The organism is Pseudomonas sp. AC229 (assembly GCF_979254655.1).
The window spans coordinates 206,703-225,337 of the sequence record NZ_CEEDHK010000009.1 but is presented as its reverse complement, the minus strand read 5'-3'; the positions used below and the strand labels follow the sequence as shown (position 1 = coordinate 225,337).

At 61.7% G+C, this 18,635-nt stretch carries 18 protein-coding genes; 10 read left to right on the top strand and 8 right to left on the bottom strand.

What is annotated here, in order from left to right:
- Positions 1-98 precede the first annotated feature (98 nt).
- The 5 genes from miaB to lnt all read left to right on the top strand — a co-directional run bounded on the left by miaB (position 99) and on the right by lnt (position 5,517).
- The gene (gene miaB, locus AC0IW7_RS14655) at positions 99-1,466 is read left to right on the top strand and encodes a tRNA (N6-isopentenyl adenosine(37)-C2)-methylthiotransferase MiaB (protein WP_471818953.1); all 1,368 of its coding nucleotides are present in this window, start codon (positions 99-101) and stop codon (positions 1,464-1,466) included.
- A gap of 87 nt (positions 1,467-1,553) precedes the next feature.
- Positions 1,554-2,579, top strand: a complete 1,026-nt coding sequence (locus AC0IW7_RS14650) for a PhoH family protein (protein ID WP_122493229.1) — start codon at positions 1,554-1,556, stop codon at positions 2,577-2,579.
- Positions 2,572-3,027, top strand: a complete 456-nt coding sequence (gene ybeY, locus AC0IW7_RS14645) for an rRNA maturation RNase YbeY (protein WP_122493230.1) — start codon at positions 2,572-2,574, stop codon at positions 3,025-3,027. Before AC0IW7_RS14650 ends, ybeY begins: the two co-directional genes overlap by 8 nt.
- 41 nt (positions 3,028-3,068) lie before the next feature.
- Positions 3,069-3,908 (top strand): HlyC/CorC family transporter, encoded by an 840-nt coding sequence (locus AC0IW7_RS14640; RefSeq protein ID WP_122450714.1) that lies wholly within the window; start codon positions 3,069-3,071, stop codon positions 3,906-3,908.
- A gap of 88 nt (positions 3,909-3,996) precedes the next feature.
- Positions 3,997-5,517 (top strand): apolipoprotein N-acyltransferase, encoded by a 1,521-nt coding sequence (gene lnt / locus AC0IW7_RS14635; protein WP_471818951.1) that lies wholly within the window; start codon positions 3,997-3,999, stop codon positions 5,515-5,517.
- Between the two features lie 163 nt (positions 5,518-5,680).
- On the opposite strand, the gene AC0IW7_RS14630 is transcribed toward lnt, so the two are convergent.
- Both AC0IW7_RS14630 and AC0IW7_RS14625 read right to left on the bottom strand, forming a co-directional pair.
- Positions 5,681-6,442 carry a YdcF family protein gene (locus tag AC0IW7_RS14630; RefSeq protein ID WP_471818949.1) on the bottom strand — a complete coding sequence of 254 codons (762 nt, stop codon included), beginning with the start codon at positions 6,440-6,442 and terminating at the stop codon, positions 5,681-5,683.
- Positions 6,443-6,468: 26 nt separating this feature from the next.
- Positions 6,469-6,906 (bottom strand): hypothetical protein, encoded by a 438-nt coding sequence (locus AC0IW7_RS14625; RefSeq protein ID WP_471818948.1) that lies wholly within the window; start codon positions 6,904-6,906, stop codon positions 6,469-6,471.
- A gap of 223 nt (positions 6,907-7,129) precedes the next feature.
- Between AC0IW7_RS14625 and leuS the strand changes: the two genes are divergently transcribed.
- The 5 genes from leuS to AC0IW7_RS14600 all read left to right on the top strand — a co-directional run bounded on the left by leuS (position 7,130) and on the right by AC0IW7_RS14600 (position 13,195).
- A complete protein-coding gene (leuS, locus tag AC0IW7_RS14620) occupies positions 7,130-9,751 on the top strand; it encodes a leucine--tRNA ligase (protein ID WP_471818946.1) in 2,622 nt (873 codons plus the stop codon).
- A gap of 93 nt (positions 9,752-9,844) precedes the next feature.
- The gene (locus tag AC0IW7_RS14615) at positions 9,845-10,456 is read left to right on the top strand and encodes an LPS-assembly lipoprotein LptE (RefSeq protein WP_471818944.1); all 612 of its coding nucleotides are present in this window, start codon (positions 9,845-9,847) and stop codon (positions 10,454-10,456) included.
- Between the two features lie 54 nt (positions 10,457-10,510).
- On the top strand, positions 10,511-11,548 hold the full coding sequence (holA, locus tag AC0IW7_RS14610) for a DNA polymerase III subunit delta (RefSeq protein WP_471818942.1): 1,038 nt from the start codon (positions 10,511-10,513) through the stop codon (positions 11,546-11,548).
- Between the two features lie 91 nt (positions 11,549-11,639).
- Positions 11,640-11,825, top strand: coding sequence for an alternative ribosome rescue factor ArfA (gene arfA / locus AC0IW7_RS14605; RefSeq protein ID WP_463550629.1), 186 nt, complete (start codon positions 11,640-11,642; stop codon positions 11,823-11,825).
- 59 nt (positions 11,826-11,884) lie between these two features.
- Entirely contained in the window at positions 11,885-13,195 is a 1,311-nt protein-coding gene (locus AC0IW7_RS14600) for a lytic murein transglycosylase (RefSeq protein ID WP_471818940.1), read from the top strand.
- Between the two features lie 163 nt (positions 13,196-13,358).
- Here the strand turns inward: AC0IW7_RS14600 and lipA are convergent, their stop codons facing one another.
- From lipA to mltB, 6 genes are all read right to left on the bottom strand, one after another.
- Entirely contained in the window at positions 13,359-14,363 is a 1,005-nt protein-coding gene (gene lipA / locus AC0IW7_RS14595; protein WP_122493238.1) for a lipoyl synthase, read from the bottom strand.
- Complete coding sequence (lipB, locus tag AC0IW7_RS14590) at positions 14,360-15,013, bottom strand: lipoyl(octanoyl) transferase LipB (protein WP_471818938.1); 654 nt, start codon at positions 15,011-15,013, stop codon at positions 14,360-14,362. Before lipB ends, lipA begins: the two co-directional genes overlap by 4 nt.
- Positions 15,013-15,285 carry a DUF493 domain-containing protein gene (locus tag AC0IW7_RS14585; protein WP_122493240.1) on the bottom strand — a complete coding sequence of 91 codons (273 nt, stop codon included), beginning with the start codon at positions 15,283-15,285 and terminating at the stop codon, positions 15,013-15,015. The genes lipB and AC0IW7_RS14585 overlap by 1 nt, the downstream gene beginning before the upstream one ends.
- A 97-nt stretch (positions 15,286-15,382) precedes the next feature.
- Positions 15,383-16,543, bottom strand: a complete 1,161-nt coding sequence (locus tag AC0IW7_RS14580) for a D-alanyl-D-alanine carboxypeptidase family protein (RefSeq protein WP_463383898.1) — start codon at positions 16,541-16,543, stop codon at positions 15,383-15,385.
- Between the two features lie 69 nt (positions 16,544-16,612).
- Entirely contained in the window at positions 16,613-17,617 is a 1,005-nt protein-coding gene (locus AC0IW7_RS14575) for a septal ring lytic transglycosylase RlpA family protein (protein ID WP_471818935.1), read from the bottom strand.
- On the bottom strand, positions 17,618-18,628 hold the full coding sequence (mltB, locus tag AC0IW7_RS14570) for a lytic murein transglycosylase B (RefSeq protein WP_463540174.1): 1,011 nt from the start codon (positions 18,626-18,628) through the stop codon (positions 17,618-17,620).
- Between the last annotated feature and the right edge of the window lie 7 nt (positions 18,629-18,635).

Genomic DNA, 18,635 nt, shown 5'->3' with positions numbered 1-18,635 from the left:
GCATAGGCTCCCGTCAGGCAATGCTAGGCCACAGCCATCGGCGTCCCTATAATGCGCGGTTCGTTTTACACCCCATCTCGTTGAGATCCGGAACGCGCATGAGCAAGAAGCTGTATATCGAAACCCACGGTTGCCAGATGAACGAGTACGACAGCTCGCGCATGATCGACCTGCTGGGCGAACATCAGGCCCTGGAAGTGACCGCCCGCGCTGAAGACGCCGATGTCATCCTGCTCAATACCTGCTCCATCCGCGAGCGCGCTCAAGACCGGGTGTATTCGCAACTGGGCCGCTGGCGCGAGCTGAAGCTGGCCAAACCCGACATGGTGATCGCCGTTGGCGGTTGCGTGGCCAGTCAGGAAGGCGCGGCCATTCGCGACCGTGCGCCGTATGTCGATGTGGTGTTCGGCCCGCAAACGCTGCACCGCTTGCCAGAAATGATCGACGCCGCGCGCGTTACGCGCCTGCCACAGGTGGATGTCAGCTTTCCCGAGATCGAAAAATTCGACCGTTTGCCCGAGCCGCGCATCGACGGGCCCAGCGCCTATGTGTCGATCATGGAAGGCTGCAGCAAGTACTGCACGTTCTGTGTGGTGCCTTACACCCGTGGCGAAGAGGTCAGCCGGCCATTCGATGACGTGCTGGCCGAGGTGATTCACCTGGCCGAGCACGGCGTGCGCGAAGTGACGCTGCTGGGGCAAAACGTTAACGGTTTCCGTGGCGTTACCCACGACGGCCGCACCGCAGATTTAGCCGAGCTGATCCGCGTGGTCGCCGCCATCGATGGCATCGACCGCATTCGCTACACCACCTCGCACCCGCTGGAGTTTTCCGACAGCCTGATCCGCGCCCACGCGGAAGTGCCGGAATTGGTCAAGCACTTGCACCTGCCCGTGCAGGCCGGCTCCGACCGCATTCTGGCGGCCATGAAGCGCAACCACACGGTGCTGGAGTACAAGTCGAAAATCCGCAAGCTGAAGGCGGCGGTGCCGGATATCAGCATCACGTCAGACTTTATCGTCGGCTTCCCCGGCGAAACCGAAAAAGACTTCGAGAACACCATGCAACTGGTGGCCGACGTTGGTTTCGACTTCTCCTATTCCTTCGTTTATAGCGCTCGCCCCGGCACGCCAGCGGCGGATTTGCCCGACGATATTCCGGCCGAAACCAACCGCGAACGCCTGGCCCGCTTGCAGCATCGGCTTGATCAGCAAGGCTTTGAAATCAGCCGCAAGATGGTCGGCAGCGTTCAGCGCGTGCTGGTCAATGACTTCTCCAAGCGCGACCCGGGGCAGCTCACCGGACGCACCGAGAACAACCGTATCGTTAACTTCCGCTGCGATAATCCGCGCCTGATCGGGCAATTCGCCGACGTACGGATCGACGAGGCCAGACCTCACTCCTTGCGCGGCAGCCTGGTCGTGGAAAACGACGCACAAACGGCAGCTGTGGCCGAGTGCCACTAACGGCGCAGATGCCCGAGCTTTCCCACTCGGGCATCCGGAGTTATCCTGCGGTTCTTCTTACTTGCCGAGTGGCGGCTACACACGACCTTGAACGCACCCATAGAACCGCATCGTTTTATCCTCGAACCCTTTGAAGCGCGCCGCTTCGCCAATCTGTGCGGGCAATTCGACGAGCACTTACGCTTGATCGAACAGCGCCTCGCTATCGAAATCCGCAACCGCGGAAATCAATTCGAATTGGTGGGTCCACCCGAAACCACCCAGGCCGCCGAGCAACTGTTGCGCCGCCTGTACCGCGAAACCAACGCCACCCAACTGTCGCCCGACATCGTCCATCTGTTCCTGCAGGAATCTGCGGTTGAGCAATTGGCTGCCAGCAGCACAGTGGAAGCGAACGTGGCGCTGCGCACCCGCAAGGGCATGATTCGCCCGCGCGGTTTGAATCAGCAGCGCTACGTTAAATCGATCCTCGACCACGACATCAACTTCGGCATCGGCCCAGCCGGTACGGGTAAAACCTACCTGGCCGTGGCCTGCGCCGTGGATGCGCTGGAGCGTGAGCAGATCCGCCGAATTTTGCTGGTGCGTCCAGCGGTCGAAGCTGGCGAGAAGCTGGGCTTTCTGCCAGGCGACCTGTCACAGAAAATCGACCCGTATCTGCGCCCGTTGTACGACGCGCTGTACGAAATGCTCGGCTTTGAACAAGTGGCCAAGCTCATTGAGAAACAGGTGATCGAAGTTGCGCCGTTGGCTTATATGCGCGGCCGCACGCTGAATAACAGCTTCATCATTCTCGACGAAAGCCAGAACACCACGCTGGAGCAGATGAAAATGTTCCTCACGCGGATCGGCTTTGGCTCTACGGCGGTTATCACCGGGGACATCACCCAGGTCGACCTGCCGCGCGGCACCAAGTCGGGCCTGACCCACGTGATCGACGTGTTGAAGGATGTGCCTGGTATTTCCTTTACTCACTTCCTGTCCAAAGACGTGGTTCGCCACCCGCTGGTGCAGCGCATCGTCGAGGCGTACGAAGCCTTCGAAACCGCCGCCGAACGCAAAAGCGCCGACAGCAAAAAAGCAGCCTCCGAGGCAGACCGCGGCGATGCTTGAGCTTGATCTGCAGAACGCCAGCAGTGCCGCCAGCCCCACCGAAGCCCAGTTCCGCCAATGGTGCGAACTGGCGCTGCGCCAACGCACGGCAGATTCGGAGCTGACTATTCGCCTGGTCGACGAAGCCGAAGCGCGCGAACTCAACCACACCTACCGGCAGAAAGACTACGCCACCAACGTGCTGTCTTTCCCCGCCGACGTGCCCGATGAACTGCTCGACATTCCCCTGCTCGGCGATCTGGTGATCTGCGTGCAGGTGGTCGACCGTGAGGCCGCCGAACAGGGCAAAAGCCTGGAAGCGCACTGGGCGCATTTGGTGATTCACGGCTGCTTGCATTTATTAGGCTACGACCATATCGACGAGGAAGAAGCCGTCGAAATGGAAACCTTGGAACAACAATTGCTCGCTGAACTGGGTCACCCGGACCCATACGCCAGCGACGAATAGCCTGATTCACAGGCACCAGAACGGAACACTGAGTACACAGCATGAGCGAAGACCGATCGAGCAACGGGCAAAAATCCTGGTTAGGCAAACTCACCCAGGCTTTTGCCCATGAGCCGAAAAACCGCCAGGAGCTGCTGGAGCTGCTGCGCGACGCCCATCAGAACAAACTCCTCGACAGCGAAGCGCTGGCCATTGTTGAAGGCGCCATTCAGGTGGCCGACCTGCAAGTGCGCGACATCATGGTGCCGCGTTCGCAAATGGTCAGCATCAAAGCTGGCCTGACGCCGAAAGAGCTGATTCCGGCAATCATCGAATCCGCCCACTCGCGCTACCCCGTCGTCGGCGAAAGCCTGGACGACGTGATCGGCGTGCTGCTGGCCAAAGACCTGTTGCCGCTGGTGCTGCAGGACGAAAGCCAGCCGTTCAACATCAAAGACATGCTGCGCCCGGCCACTTTTGTGCCCGAGTCCAAGCGCCTCAACGTGCTGCTGCGCGAGTTCCGCGCCAACCATAACCACATGGCCATCGTCATCGACGAATACGGCGGCGTGGCGGGGTTGGTGACCATTGAAGACGTGCTGGAGCAGATCGTTGGCGACATCGAAGACGAGCACGACGTCGAAGAAGATAGCTACATCAAGCCGCTGCCCAGCGGCGACTTCCTGATCAAGGCGCTGACGCCCATCGACGCGTTCAACGAGTCGTTCGACAGCGAATTCACCGACGACGAGTTCCACACCGTCGGCGGCCTGGTCATGAGCGCCTTCGGCCATCTGCCCAAACGCAACGAAATTGCCGAAATTGGCGACTTCCGTTTCCGCGTACTGAGCGCCGACAGCCGCCGCATCCACCTGCTGCGACTAACCCGAATCGACCGTTAAAAAACATTGCTCACGCAGGTTGGGTTGAGCCAAAGGCGAAGCCCAACGCCGTGCGCACACTCGATACCGAGCTACGAACAGGAAAACAATGAACTGGATTTCCAGGAGCGGCTGGGTTGGCAACCTGATCGCGCTCGCCGCCGGCGCCTCCACCACCCTCGCCCTCGCCCCCTTCGACATCTGGCCCTTGGCCCTGCTCGCCATTGCCTTGTTCTACCTCGGCCTGCGCGACCTCACGCCGCGCCAGGCGATGGGCCGCGGCTGGTGCTATGGCTTCGGCGTGTTCGTGGCCGGCACCAGTTGGATTTACGTCAGCATCCACGACTACGGCGGCGCCTCCGCGCCGTTGGCGTTGTTCCTCACCGTAGGCTTCTGCGCCTGCATCGCCTGGTTCTTCGCCCTGCCCGCCTTTATCTGGGCGCGCTGGTTGCGCCGGGTTGAAGCGCCTTTGGCCGACGCCTTGGCCTTCGCCGCCTTGTGGTTGGCGCAGGAAGCCTTTCGTGGTTGGTTCCTCACCGGTTTCCCGTGGTTGTACGCCGGTTACAGCCAGCTCGACGGCCCGCTCAGTGGTTTGGCGCCAGTCGGCGGCATGTGGCTGATTTCCTTCGTGCTGGCATTGACCGCTGCGCTGCTGGTCAATCTGCCGCGCCTCGGCCAGCGCAAGGCGTTTCTCGCAGTTGGCCTGGTGATGCTGCTCGCACCTTGGCTGGTGGCATTCGGCCTGAAAAATCACGCCTGGACGGAACCGGCCGGCGCGCCGCTTAAAGTCGCAGCGATTCAGGGCAACGTCGCGCAGGAAATGAAGTGGAATCCCGAGCACCTGAACGCACAGCTGGCGCTGTACCGCGACATGACCTTCAGCGCCAAACCGGTGGACCTGATCGTCTGGCCAGAAACAGCGGTGCCGATTCTGAAAGAGTTCGCCGAAGGTTACTTGAGCGTGATGGCGCGTTTCGCCAACGACCGTAAGGCCACGCTGATCACCGGCGTGCCCGTTCGCGAAACCAACGAGCGTGGCGACAAGCGCTACTACAACGGCATTACCGTAGTGGGCGATGGCAGCGGCACTTACCTGAAGCAGAAGTTGGTGCCATTTGGCGAGTACGTGCCGCTGCAAGACCTGCTGCGCGGCTTGATCGCCTTCTTTGATTTACCGATGTCCGACTTCGCGCGCGGCCCGGCGAATCAGGCGTTGCTGGAGGCCAAGGGCTACAAGATCGCGCCGTTCATTTGCTACGAAGTGGTGTACCCGGAATTCGCCGCGTCCTTGTCGGCACAGAGCCAGTTGCTGCTCACAGTCAGCAATGACACCTGGTTCGGCACGTCCATCGGCCCGTTGCAGCACCTGCAAATGGCGCAGATGCGCGCTCTGGAAGCTGGACGCTGGATGATCCGCGCCACCAACAATGGGGTAACCGGTTTGATCGACCCCTTTGGCCACATCACCACGCAGATTCCGCAGTTCGAGCAAGGCGTGCTTTACGGAGAAGTGGTGCCGATGCAACAGCTCACGCCGTACCTGCAATGGCGCTCGTGGCCGCTGGTGATTGTGTGTTTGCTGATCTTCGGCTGGGCGCTGCTGGCGAGTCGGATAGCGAAAACGGTTTAACCGGGGAATGGCTGAACGGCATTCCCATTAGCCGGCGTTCAAAATCAAGAGCATCGCGACTGAAGTCGCTCCTACGGGACGGTGTCGTTGCGTGGGACGCTGATGCGCTTTGGGTGGGAGCGGCTTTAGCCGCGATGCCCTTGATCTTTCCCCGCCTCGCGACTCACCGGTAAAACAACGGATAGGCAATCTGCCCCGCCACTTCGTTCAACAGTTGCCCGGTCTGCCACATGGCTTTGCTCTCGGGCAACCAGCCGCCTAAGGGCCGCTGGTTAGGCACGCTGATAAATCCCACTGGCGCGGCCACCACGTCGAATCCGGCGCGTTCGAAACACCAGCGCGCGCGGGGCATGTGCGCAGCGTGGGTGACCAACACCACGCGCCGAATGCCCTCGTCGCGCTGCATCTTCGCGCTGTAGTCGGCGTTTTCCAAGGTCGTGCGGCTGCGGCCTTCTTGCCAGCGCACGGGCACGCGCAAGTCCCGCACCATCACCTCCGTCATCAGCTCGGTCTCGCTCACGCGTTCGCCGTACGGCGCGCCGCCGCTGATCAGCACCGGCAGGCCGGACGCGCGCGCCAGCCGCGAGGCATAGCGCACGCGCTCCACGGCCAGGTGGCTGGCTTGGTCGCCGGCCCAGGCCGGATCGTCGCGTTCGCGGCCAACGCCGAGCACCACAATGGCGTCCGCCTGCTTGGCCAGTTCGCCCCATTGCGCGACTGCGATGGCGGGCTCGCGCTCGACGACTTTCGCCAGGTTTTCGACGGCTATCGGCAGGCTGCTCAACCACAAGCCGCCAAACCCCAACACAAAACAGCCCAGGGCAAAACGCGGCATGCGTCGACGCAACCACCAGGCCAGTAGCAGCAGCAGAAACAGGCAGCCCGGCGGCAGCAATAGTTGTTTGAAAAAGTAGCGCAGGATCATCGAGCACCTCCCAGGGTGCGCGAAGCCTACCGGGGTTTGGCGGCGCGGAACAACTGCGAGCCGCAGGCGCTACACGCCTGAACGCCTTCGCCCGGACGCCATAACGCGGGGGTGCCGCACAAGGCGCATTGCAGCTTGTTGCGGCGTTTCATCAGGCCTTTGGGCTTGACCACCTTGGCGCTCTGCAACGACCGGGACGGCTTGATGGTGGGCGCGGGACTCTGCTCGATCAGGGCCAGCTCCTTGGCCGCCGCGTGCCAACCGCGCAGCCAGTGCAGGTCTCGATCCAGGTAGGCGCGAATCAGCTCCAGCTCGGCCGGGCTGAGGCCGCGCAGTTCAAGTTCTTCGGGGGTGGTGTTGCGCAAACGGGTGTCGCTGTCGGCTTCGTCCAGGGCGATGGCAAGCCGGTGCAAAAGACGCTCGTAGAGACCGCCCTGTGCATCATCCCGCCCGAACTGCGCCATGCTCACCCTCGCCCGCTCCGTGCTCTTCATGCTTTCAGCAAGCTTAGCGCTGCCCCCATAACCAGCCGGCTGCTGCGACCAACGGCGAAGCCTCGGGCGACAGGCGTAATCAGGGTTTCCCAGCCCCCAGCGGGCTCATGTATGCTACGGCGTTCTTCGAACAGGCCGCGCCCGAACACCGCTGCTGCGCCCTGTAGCTCACTTATTTCAGCCAAAAGTAGCCATGCACGAACACTATCAGCCCCGTGAAACCGAAGCCGCCGCGCAAACCTACTGGGACGAGCAGAAGTCCTTCGTGGTCAGCGAACAACCAGGCAAAGACACCTTCTATTGCCTGTCGATGTTCCCCTACCCCAGCGGCAAGCTGCACATGGGCCATGTGCGCAACTACACCATCGGCGACGTAATCGCTCGCTACCAACGCATGCAAGGCAAAAACGTGCTGCAGCCCATGGGCTGGGACGCTTTCGGTATGCCGGCGGAAAACGCCGCGATGAAAAACAACGTCGCGCCCGCCAAATGGACGTACGAAAACATCGCCTACATGAAGAACCAGCTCAAAAGCCTGGGCCTGGCGGTGGACTGGACGCGCGAAGTCACCACCTGCAAACCGGACTACTACCGCTGGGAACAATGGCTGTTCACCCGGCTGTTCGAGAAGGGCGTGATCTACCGCAAAAACGGCACTGTGAACTGGGACCCGATTGACCAGACCGTTCTGGCCAACGAGCAAGTTATCGACGGCCGTGGCTGGCGTTCGGGCGCGCTGATCGAGAAGCGCGAAATCCCGATGTACTACTTCAAGATCACTGCGTACGCCGAAGAGCTGTTGACCAGCCTCGACGACCTGGATGGCTGGCCGGAACAGGTCAAAACCATGCAGCGCAACTGGATCGGCAAATCGCGCGGCATGGAAGTCAGCTTCCCCTACGACCAGGCCTCGATTGGCCAAACCGGCGCGCTGAAAGTATTTACCACCCGCGCCGACACGCTGATGGGCGCCACCTATGTGGCCGTTGCCGCCGAACACGCACTGGCAACCGTTGCCCTGCAAAAGCTGCCGGCCGCCCAGGCTGCTGAGCTGCAAGCGTTTATCGATGAATGCAAACGCGGCGGCGTCGCCGAAGCCGACATCGCCACCCAGGAAAAGAAAGGCCTGGCCACGGGCTTGTTCGTTGAGCATCCATTGACCGGCGAGAAGCTGCCAGTGTGGGTCGCCAATTACGTGCTCATGCATTACGGCGACGGCGCCGTTATGGCAGTGCCTGCGCACGACGAGCGCGATTTCGAATTCGCCCACAAGTACAACCTGCCGGTTAAAACCGTGGTGCGCACCAGCGCCGGCGACGAAACCCCAGCGCCGTGGCAAGCGGCGTATGGCGAGCACGGCCAACTGATCAATTCTGGCGAGTTCGACGGCCTGGACTTCGCCGGCGCGTTCGACGCCATCGAAGTGGCTTTGCAGAAAAAGTCCCTCGGCCAGGCCCGCACTCAATTCCGCCTGCGCGATTGGGGCATCAGCCGTCAGCGTTACTGGGGCTGCCCGATCCCGATCATTCACTGCGACGCCTGCGGTGACGTGCCGGTGCCGGAAGACCAACTTCCCGTCGTGCTGCCAGAAGACGTGGTGCCCGATGGCGCCGGCAGCCCGCTGGCACGCATGCCCGACTTTTACACCTGCACCTGCCCGAAATGCGGCGGCGCGGCCAAGCGCGAAACCGACACCATGGACACCTTCGTGGAGTCGTCGTGGTACTTCGCCCGCTACGCCTCGCCGAACTACACCAAAGGCATGGTCGACCCAGCCGCAGCCAACCACTGGCTGCCCGTGGATCAGTACATCGGCGGCATCGAACACGCGATTCTTCACCTGCTCTACGCACGTTTCTTCCACAAGCTGATGCGCGACGAAGGCCTGGTCGACTCCAACGAGCCGTTCAAAAACCTGCTCACGCAGGGCATGGTCATCGCCGAAACCTACTACCGCCTCGAAGCCAACGGCAGCAAAACCTGGTTCAACCCGGCTGACGTGGAAATTGAGCGCGATGCCAAAGCCAAGATCATCGGCGCCAAGCTGAAAACCGACGGTTTGCCCGTCGAAATCGGCGGCACCGAGAAAATGGCCAAGTCGAAAAACAACGGCGTTGATCCGCAATCGATGATCGACCAGTACGGCGCCGACACCTGCCGCCTGTTCATGATGTTTGCCTCGCCGCCCGACATGAGTCTGGAATGGTCTGATTCCGGCGTTGAAGGCGCGCACCGCTTCCTGCGCCGCGTCTGGCGTTTGGCCCAGGCGCACGTCGCGCGCGGCGTACCCGGCAGCCTCGATGTCGCCAGCCTCAGCGACGCGCAGAAAGATATCCGCCGCGCCATTCACCTGGCCATCAAGCAAGCCAGCCAGGACATTGGCCAACACCACAAATTCAACACCGCCATCGCCCAGGTGATGACGCTGATGAACGTGCTGGAAAAAGCGCCGCAAGAAAGTGACACCGATCGCGCCCTGTTGCAGGAAGGTCTGGAAACTGTGGCCCTGTTGCTCGCCCCGATCACGCCGCACATCAGCCATGAATTGTGGTTGGAGCTGGGCCATGAGAGCGCCGTGATCGACGCCCAATGGCCTGTGCTGGACGAAAGCGCCCTGGTGCAAGACAACCTGCAATTGGTGGTGCAAGTGAACGGCAAGCTGCGTGGCCAGATCGACGTGCCGGCAACGGCCAGCCGCGAAGAAGTCGAAGCCGCCGCGCGGGTTAACGAGAACGTGCTGCGCTTCCTCGATGGCCTGACCATTCGCAAGGTCATCGTGGTGCCAGGCAAGTTGGTCAACATCGTCGCGAGCTGATGACGCATCGCGGCTGCCAAGCGCCGCGAGCACACATTGAAGTAAGCGCTGCGCCGATTCGCAGCGCTACCGAAGGGTTAAGGGGATACACACATGATCAAACGGAATCTGATGGTAATCGGCCTGGCTACCATGCTCAGCGCCTGTGGCTTCCAGCCGCGCGGCTCAGGCGACATGGCGTTCGCCCTTAGCGACATCAACCTCACCGCCCGCGATGCCTACGGCCCGCTGGTCAAAGACCTGCGTCAAACGCTGATCAATAGCGGCGTTAACGTGCACCCGGGCGCGCAGTACACCATGGCCCTGACCAGCGAAACCGCCAGTTACCGTACCGTCAGCTACACCGGCAGTGCCCGTAGCGCTGAATACGAAGCCAACATGACAGTCGCCTACGAACTGCGCGGCGCCAACAATACGGTGTTGTTGAAGAATTCGGTCGACGTGCAAAACACCTACGTAAACGATGAAAACAACCTGATCGGTTCGGAGCAGGAAGCGACACAGCTGCGAGACGAACTGCGCCACGAGTTGGTGCTACAACTGGCGCAACGCATGCAGCTGATTACTCCAGCGCAACTGGACCAGCTGCAACAGGCCGCCGACGCCAAAGCCCAGGCCGAAGCCGACGCCATCGAAGCGGCGCGCAAAGCCGAAGCCGAACAGCCGCAGCAATCGCCGCTGCAACTGCCGATCCAAACCCAGTAAGTTCGCTCGGGCCGCTGCGGCGGCCCAGCCTCCCCTTCTTATGTTTCCCCGCCTATGAAGCTCGCCCCCGCGCAACTCGCCAAACACCTGCAAAGCGGCCTCGCGCCCGTTTATGCCATCAGTGGCGACGACCCGCTGCTGTGCCAGGAAGCGGCCGACGCCATCCGCGCCGCCACGCGCAGCCAGGGTTACAGCGAGCGCCAGGTATTCAACGCCGACGCCAGCTTTGACTGGGGCACGCTGCTGCAGGCGGGCAACAGCATGTCGTTGTTCGCCGAGAAGCGTGTGCTGGAATTGCGCATTCCGAACGGTAAGCCGGGCGACAAGGGCACTGCTGCGTTGTTGGAATACCTGTCGCGTCCGCCCGAGGACACCTTGCTGCTGATCAGCCTGCCCAAGCTCGATGGCAGTACGCAGAAAACCAAATGGGCCAAAGCCGTTATCGATGGGCCAAATGCGCAGTTCGTGCAGATTTGGCCGGTGGACGTGCACCAATTGCCGCAGTGGATTCGCCAGCGCATGAGCCAGGCCGGCATGACCGCCAGCCAGGAAGCGGTGGACATGATTGCCGCGCGCGTCGAGGGCAACCTGCTGGCCGCCGCGCAGGAAATCGAAAAGCTCAAACTGCTCGCCGACGGTAACCAGATTGACGCCAGTACCGTACAAGCGGCGGTCGCCGACAGTGCCCGCTATGACGTCTTCGGCCTGATCGATGCCGCGCTCAATGGCGAGGCCAGTCATGCCCTGCGCACGCTCGAAGGGCTGCGCGGCGAAGGCGTCGACAGCACCGTTGTGCTCTGGGCGCTGGCCCGCGAGTTGCGCTTGCTGGCGACCATCGCTCAGCAATACGGCCAAGGCGTACCGCTGGAGAAAACCTTCAGCCAGGCTCGCCCGCCCGTGTGGGATAAGCGCCGTCCGCTTGTGAGCAAAGCGCTTCAGCGTCACTCGGCCGCACGTTGGAACCTGATGCTTAAAGATGCCCAGCGCGTCGATGCGCAGATCAAGGGCCAGGCGCCGGGCGATCCGTGGTTGGAGATCAGCCGCCTGACGCTGATGCTGGCCGGACAACGTTTGTCGCTTCCTCAGGAGTGATAAACGGCTCTGGACAGCGGCCTCCAGCAGGCCGATGATCCGCGCCGCGGGGCTAGCCTCTTTCAGCCACCCGCCCCGCCCGAGGATTATCATGGCCACATCGAAGAAACGTCCCAATAAAGCGAAATCCATCATTGCCCAGCCTCTGTTCCGCAGCCGTCAGGAACGCGCGAAGAAAGGCAAAGGCAGCTACCGCCGCGAAGCCTCCCAGCAAAACTGGGGGGCTTCTGTCTTTATGGGCACTGGCTTTTTGCTCGCCGGCTTTATCGCCGCGTGAAGGCTTCGCCCCCGGCAGCGTGATAAGGTGGCCGCTGTTTACCGTCTTGGGACCTGCTGATGTTTAACCTGTCACCGCGCATCCTGGCCTGCGCCGCACTGAGCTTTCACTTCAACCTGCTCACCGCCTGCGCCGAAGCGCCACAAGCGCCCCAGCCCACGCCGCCTGCCATTCCCGCCGCCGCCCATGCACCGACCGCTGCCGGCACAACCACCGCGCCCGCGCCTGTCTTGCCACAACAAAGCTTTGAAGAATGGCGCAACCAATTGCGCAGCGATGCAGTTAACGCCGGCATCAGCGCCGCGCTGTTCGACCGCGCCTTTGCCAACGTCACCCTTGATCCCGCCGTGGTCGCCGCCGACAACAGCCAACCTGAATTCACCCGCCCGATCTGGGAATACCTGGACGGCGCCGTCTCGGCCCGCCGCATCGCTAACGGCCAGGCGCAATACGCACAGCAACAGGCCACGCTGAGCCGCATCGAACAACGCTACGGCGTGCAAGCCGAAACGCTGGTGGCCATCTGGGGCATGGAAAGCGCGTACGGCAACAACATCGGCAACAACAGCGTGATCCGCTCGCTGGCCACCCTGGCGTATGAAGGACGCCGCGCCGCGTTCTGGCGCGAGCAATTGATCGCCGCGCTGCAAATTCTTCAACATGGCGACATCCAGCCGGAGCGCCTCGTCGGCTCCTGGGCCGGCGCGATGGGCCAGACCCAGTTCATGCCGACCACCTACAACCAGCACGCCGTGGATTTCGACGGCGACGGCCGCCGCGACGTTTGGTACTCCTCCGCCGATGCCCTCGCCTCCGCTGCCCACTACTTGCAGCAGTCGGGCTGGCAGTTGGGCAAACCGTGGGGCTTCGAAGTGCGTTTGCCGCAAGGGTTCGACTACGCCCTGGCTGACCCCGAGCAGCGCAAAAGCGTGGCTGAATGGACGCGCCTTGGCGTGATGCTCGCCAGTGGCTCGGCCGTTGCGCCGACGCTCGCCGGCGAATCGGCGACCTTGTTGTTACCCGCCGGCCATCGCGGCCCGGCGTTTTTGTTGCTGAGCAACTTCCGCAGCATCCTCAAGTACAACAACTCGTCGTCCTACGCGTTGGCTGTAGGTTTGCTCTCCGACGGCATTCGCGGCGCCAACGCCGCCGTGATCGCCGACTGGCCACGGGACGACCCACAACTGGGCCGCAGCGAGCGTATTGAACTGCAAGAATTGCTTGCCGCCCATGGCTTCGAGCCGGGCAGTGCCGACGGCATCGTTGGCGCCAATACCCGCAAAGCAGTTCGGGCCTATCAGCAGCAGTTGGGGTTGCCGGCGGATGGGTATGCGGATCACAGCTTGCTGAATCGGTTGCGCGGGAAATAAACCGGCGCCTAGCAATTTTCTGTAGGAGCCAGCTTGCTGGCGAATGTTTGAAGCACCGAGGTTTGCAGGGTTCGCCAGCAAGCTGGCTCCTACAGAGCGTGAATATTCAGGCAAACAAAAAAGGGCGACCCATGGGTCGCCCTTTTCAGTTACATCGAAAGGCTTAGCCTTTCTTCGCCTCATGCGCTTGCTGATCCGCGTGATACGAAGACCGCACGAGCGGACCAGACGCCACGTTTTTGAAGCCCATCTTGGTACCCTCTTCAGCGAACCAGGCAAAGATGTCTGGGTGCACGAAGCGCTGTACCGGCAGGTGGTTGCGCGACGGCTGCAGGTACTGACCGAGGGTGAGCATGTCGATGTCGTGTTCGCGCATGCGCTTCATCACTTCAATGACTTCTTCGTCAGTCTCGCCCAGGCCGAGCATCAGGCCCGATTTGGTCGGCACGTGCGGTACGCGTTTTTTGAAGTTTTCCAGCAGGTCCAAGGACCACTCAAAATCCGAGCCCGGACGCGCGGCCTTGTAAAGGCGCGGTACGGTTTCCAGGTTGTGGTTGAACACGTCTGGCGGCTCTTGCTCGGTGATGGCCAACGCCACGTCCATGCGGCCGCGGTAGTCCGGCACCAGCGTTTCCAGTTGCACGCCCGGCGACAGCTTGCGGATTTCACGCAGGCAATCAACGAAGTGCTGGGCGCCGCCGTCGCGCAGGTCGTCGCGGTCTACCGAGGTGATCACCACGTACTTCAAGCGCAGGTCGGCGATGGCGACCGCAAGGTTCATCGGCTCGTCTGCATCCAACGGTTTTGGACGGCCATGGCCAACGTCGCAGAATGGGCAGCGACGGGTGCAAATGTCGCCCATGATCATGAACGTGGCGGTGCCGCCGGAGAAACATTCGCCCAGGTTCGGGCAGGATGCTTCTTCGCACACGCTGTGCAGTTTGTGTTTACGCAGCAGTTGTTTGATGCGGTCGACTTCCGGCGAGACCGGCACGCGGACGCGGATCCAGTCTGGCTTGCGCGGCAATTCCGCGGTCGGCAGGATCTTCACCGGGATACGCGCCATCTTCTCGGCACCGCGCAGTTTCACGCCCATTTCCACCTTGGCCGGTGGGGCTTTAACAGCGGTGCCGGTTGCTTCGTTGCCAGCTACTTCGAGGGTGCTCATAGCGATTCAATTCCGCCCGTCAGGGTCGTCTGTTCAGCGTAGTCGAGGTGTGTGACGAGCTGCGCGCGCAGCCGGGCACTTACTTCGGCAAATTCTATCGGTCCCACCAGATCACGCAGTTGGGTCATGGGCAAGCCGGCATAACCACAGGGGTTGATGCGCTGAAACGGTTGCAGGTCCATGTCCACGTTCAAGGCGAGTCCATGAAACGAGCGGCCATTGCGAATGCGCAGGCCCAGCGAGGCAATTTTCGCCCCGCCCACATACACGCCCGGTGCGTCGGGCTTGGCCTCGGCTGTTACACCATAGCTGGCCAGCAGTTCGATCAAACTCAGTTCGATGCGGCTGACCAGCTCGCGCACACCGAGACTGGAACGGCGTACATCCAACAGCAGGTATGCCACCAACTGGCCTGGGCCGTGGTAGGTCACCTGACCGCCGCGGTCCACTTTCACCACCGGAATATCGCCGGGGAACAACACATGTTCGGCTTTGCCAGCCTGCCCTTGGGTAAACACGGGCGGGTGTTCCAGCAGCCAGACTTCATCGGGCGTGTCCGCCACGCGGCTGTCGGTGAAGTGCTGCATGGCATGCCAGGTGGGTTCGTAGGGAACCTGGCCGAGCTCGCGAAAGCCCAGGCGTTGGCTCATCAGAGCACCATGTGCACGCGGCCCGTGGCGCGCAGGTCGCTGTTGATGTCTTGCAGTTGTTCGATGCCGGTGGCGGTGATCAGGTATTGCACGGTCAGGTACTTACCGTTGCGGCTGTCACGCTGCACCAGGGTGCCGACGTCCAGGTCCGGGGCGTGGCGTTGCAGAATCTCGGTTACCAGCGCAACGAAACCCTCGCCGGCATCGCCGATGACTTTGATCGGGTAGCGCTCGCAGGGAAATTCGATGGTGACGTTTTGGGCATCGGTCATGGGCGGTCTCGGCGAACTTGTGGTCCGCAAAAGCGGACACCGGCCCGCTCTTTTGGAGCGAAAGACCGGTGCCTCGGTTATTCGGTGAACGCGGCGATCAGTTGAACAAGCCGAAGAAGAATAGGCGGATGCTATCCCACACGCGGCGGAAGAAGCCACCTTCGTCCACGGTCTCGAGGGCGATCAGGTCGGCGCTGTGCACCACCTTGTCTTCGAGCTTCACTTCAACTTTACCGATCACGTCGCCCTGCTTAATCGGGGCAACCAGTTGCGGATTCAAGGTCATGCTGGCAGCGAGCTTTTTCAGCTGACCGCGCGGCAGGGTCATGGTCAGGTCTTCGGCCAGACCGGCTTTCACCTGGCGGCTCGCGCCTTTCCACACGGTGCCTTGCGCCAGCTCTGCGCCCTTCTGGTAGAAGGTCTGGGTTTCGAAGAAGCGGAAGCCGTAGGTCAGCAGCTTCTGGGTTTCAGCAGCGCGGGCTTGTTCGCTGTTGGTGCCGAATACCACGGCGATCAGACGCATACCGTCGCGCACGGCCGAGGCCACCAGGCAGTAGCCGGCTTCGTCGGTGTGGCCGGTTTTCAGGCCATCAACGGTTTTGTCGCGCCACAGCAGCAGGTTGCGGTTGGGCTGCTTGATGTTGTTCCAGAAGAACTCTTTCTGCGAGTAGATGGCGTAGTGCGCCGGGTCTTCGTAGATGATCGCGCGCGCCAGACGCGCCATGTCGTGCGCCGTGGAGTAGTGCTCGGGGTTAGGCAGGCCGGTGGCGTTCATGAAGTGGCTGCCGGACATACCGAGTTTTTCGGCGGTGGTGTTCATCATGTCGGCGAAGGCGTCTTCGCTGCCAGCGATGTGCTCGGCGGTGGCGACGCTGGCGTCGTTACCCGACTGAATGATGATGCCGTGCAGCAAGTCGCCCAGCGACACCTCAGTGCCCACTTTGATGAACATGCGCGAGCCGCCGGTACGCCAGGCGTGTTCGCTGACCATCACTTTGTCGTTTTCGCTGATCTGGCCACGACGGATTTCCAGGGTGGCGATGTAGGCGGTCATCAGCTTGGTCAGGCTGGCCGGCGGCAGGCGCTGGTCACCGTTGTTCTCCACCAGCACGTTGCCGCTGGCGGCGTCCATCAGCACGTAGGCCTTGGCGGCCAGCTCCGGTGCGGCAGGAACGGCCGTTTCGGCGGCCCAGGTAGCCGGGGCAGTGATCAGGAGGGCGAACAGACTCAGACGGCGGGTAAAGGCGGTGATATTCATCAGTCTCTCAAGTTACTAATGGCAAACAGGCTCTGGCGAGCAAGTCGGTCGAAGCCGGCGCGTCAGGCGCTATTCCGGCTTCACTAAAGTCGGCTGGCCAAGGTTGGCCGACCGCACACTGTTCTGGATGTTCTGGGCTTCACCCTGCGTGTTTACCGGGCCCATCCGCACGCGGTGCAACGTCTGCTGATTGCGCACGATAGAGCTGATAAACACCGGCGCACTCACCACGGTCGTCAGTTTGTCCTTCAGGAGCTGCGCAGCGTCCGGGTTGGCGAAGGCTCCGACCTGGAGATACAGGCCAGATGGAGCGAGTGAAGCGTTTTTTTTTGCGTCAATCTGCACCGGCACCACTGCAGCGGCGTGCTGCTGTGGCGGCGGAGTGTATTGCTCGATGGGCTGGCCCATGATCTGCGTGGTCGTGGTTTTCACTGGCTGCACTTGCGCCATCTGCGGCTGCGCCAACACCATCGGCACCGGGCGACCCTGCTGGGCCCACCACTCGGCTGGGTCGATGCCTTCGACCTTCACGCGGGCGGTGCCGATCTCGGCGTAACCGAGTTTTTTCGCGGCGGCAAACGACAAGTCGATGATGCGATCCGAGTAAAACGGCCCACGGTCGTTCACTCGCAGAATCACGCTTTTGTTGTTGTCCAGGTTGGTCACGCGAACATAACTGGGCAGCGGCAGGGTTTTGTGGGCAGCGCTCATGCCGTACAGGTCGTATTTCTCACCGTTAGCGGTGGCCTGGCCATGGAACTTGGTGCCGTACCAGGAGGCGGTGCCGGTGGCCAGGTAGCGCTTGCCGTCCGGCATCGGGTAATAGGTTTTGCCGAGCACGGTGTACGGGTTGGCCTTATAGGCGCCGTAGTGCGGCATGGGCACGGCATCGGGAACTTTGGAAATGTCGACGTCCCACCATGGCGCGCCGTCGCGGTGCGGACGGGCGAAGTCGCCAGGGCCGGAAACGGTGGTGGGCGTTGGGGTCGGCTGCGGCGCACGGCTGCTGGAGCAGCTGACCAACATAACGGCCAGTGCGCCAAAGGCGATGAGCTTGAACGGCGTTGCCTGCATTTACTTCGTGCCCCGGGCCTGAACCAACAAATCGGATAACTGATGCACCGCCATGGCGTACATCGCGCTGCGATTGTAACGAGTGATGACATAAAAATTGGGTAAGCCTAACCAATATTCCGGTCCCGCTTCACCCTCCAGACGAAAGGCAGTCACGCGCTCATCGTCGCGCACCGCTTCGTGGCTCGACCAGCCCATGGCACGCAGCTCGCCCACGGTTTTTACCGGGTCCAGCCCTTGGGTCAAACCTTGCTCAGCTTGTTCGCCGCTGATTTGCGCGGTGCTGACCACCGCTTCACCGGTGACCCAGCCGTGGCGTTTGAAATAGCTGGCGACGCTGCCGATGGCGTCGTCGGGGTCGCTCCAGATGTTGATGTGGCCGTCGCCGTCGAAGTCCACGGCGTACGCGCGGAAGCTGCTCGGCATGAACTGCGGCAAGCCCATGGCGCCAGCGTAGGAGCCTTTCAGGGTGAGCGGATCGACCTGTTGCTCGCGAGCCAGCAACAGGAACTGTTTGAGTTCTTTGCGGAAAAATTCAGCGCGCGGCGGGTAGTCGAAGCCCAGAGTCGACAAGGCGTCGATCACCCGGTAGCTGCCGGTGTTGCCGCCGTACGATGTTTCAACGCCGATAATCGCCACGATCACCTGCGCCGGTACACCGTATTCCTGCTCGGCGCGGGCCAGTGCTGCTTCGTGCTGACGCCAGAATTCGACGCCTTGGGAAATGCGCCGGTCGGTGATGAAAATCGGACGGTACTCGGCCCAGGTTTTAACCTTTTCGGCCGGACGGGAAATGGCGTCGAGAATCGACTGTTTGCGCTCCACTTCACGGAACAGGTTCACCAGCTGTTCGCCGGCAAAACCGTAGTCGCGGGTCATTTCGGAAACGAATTCGGCAACCTGCGGCGACCCTTCGTAATCAGCGGCAACTGCCTGCTGGGCGAAACCGCAGATACCAGCAAGGCTGGCCAAATGTGCCGTGCGCGTAGCCCAGCGACGCAAACCTAGCATTAAATCC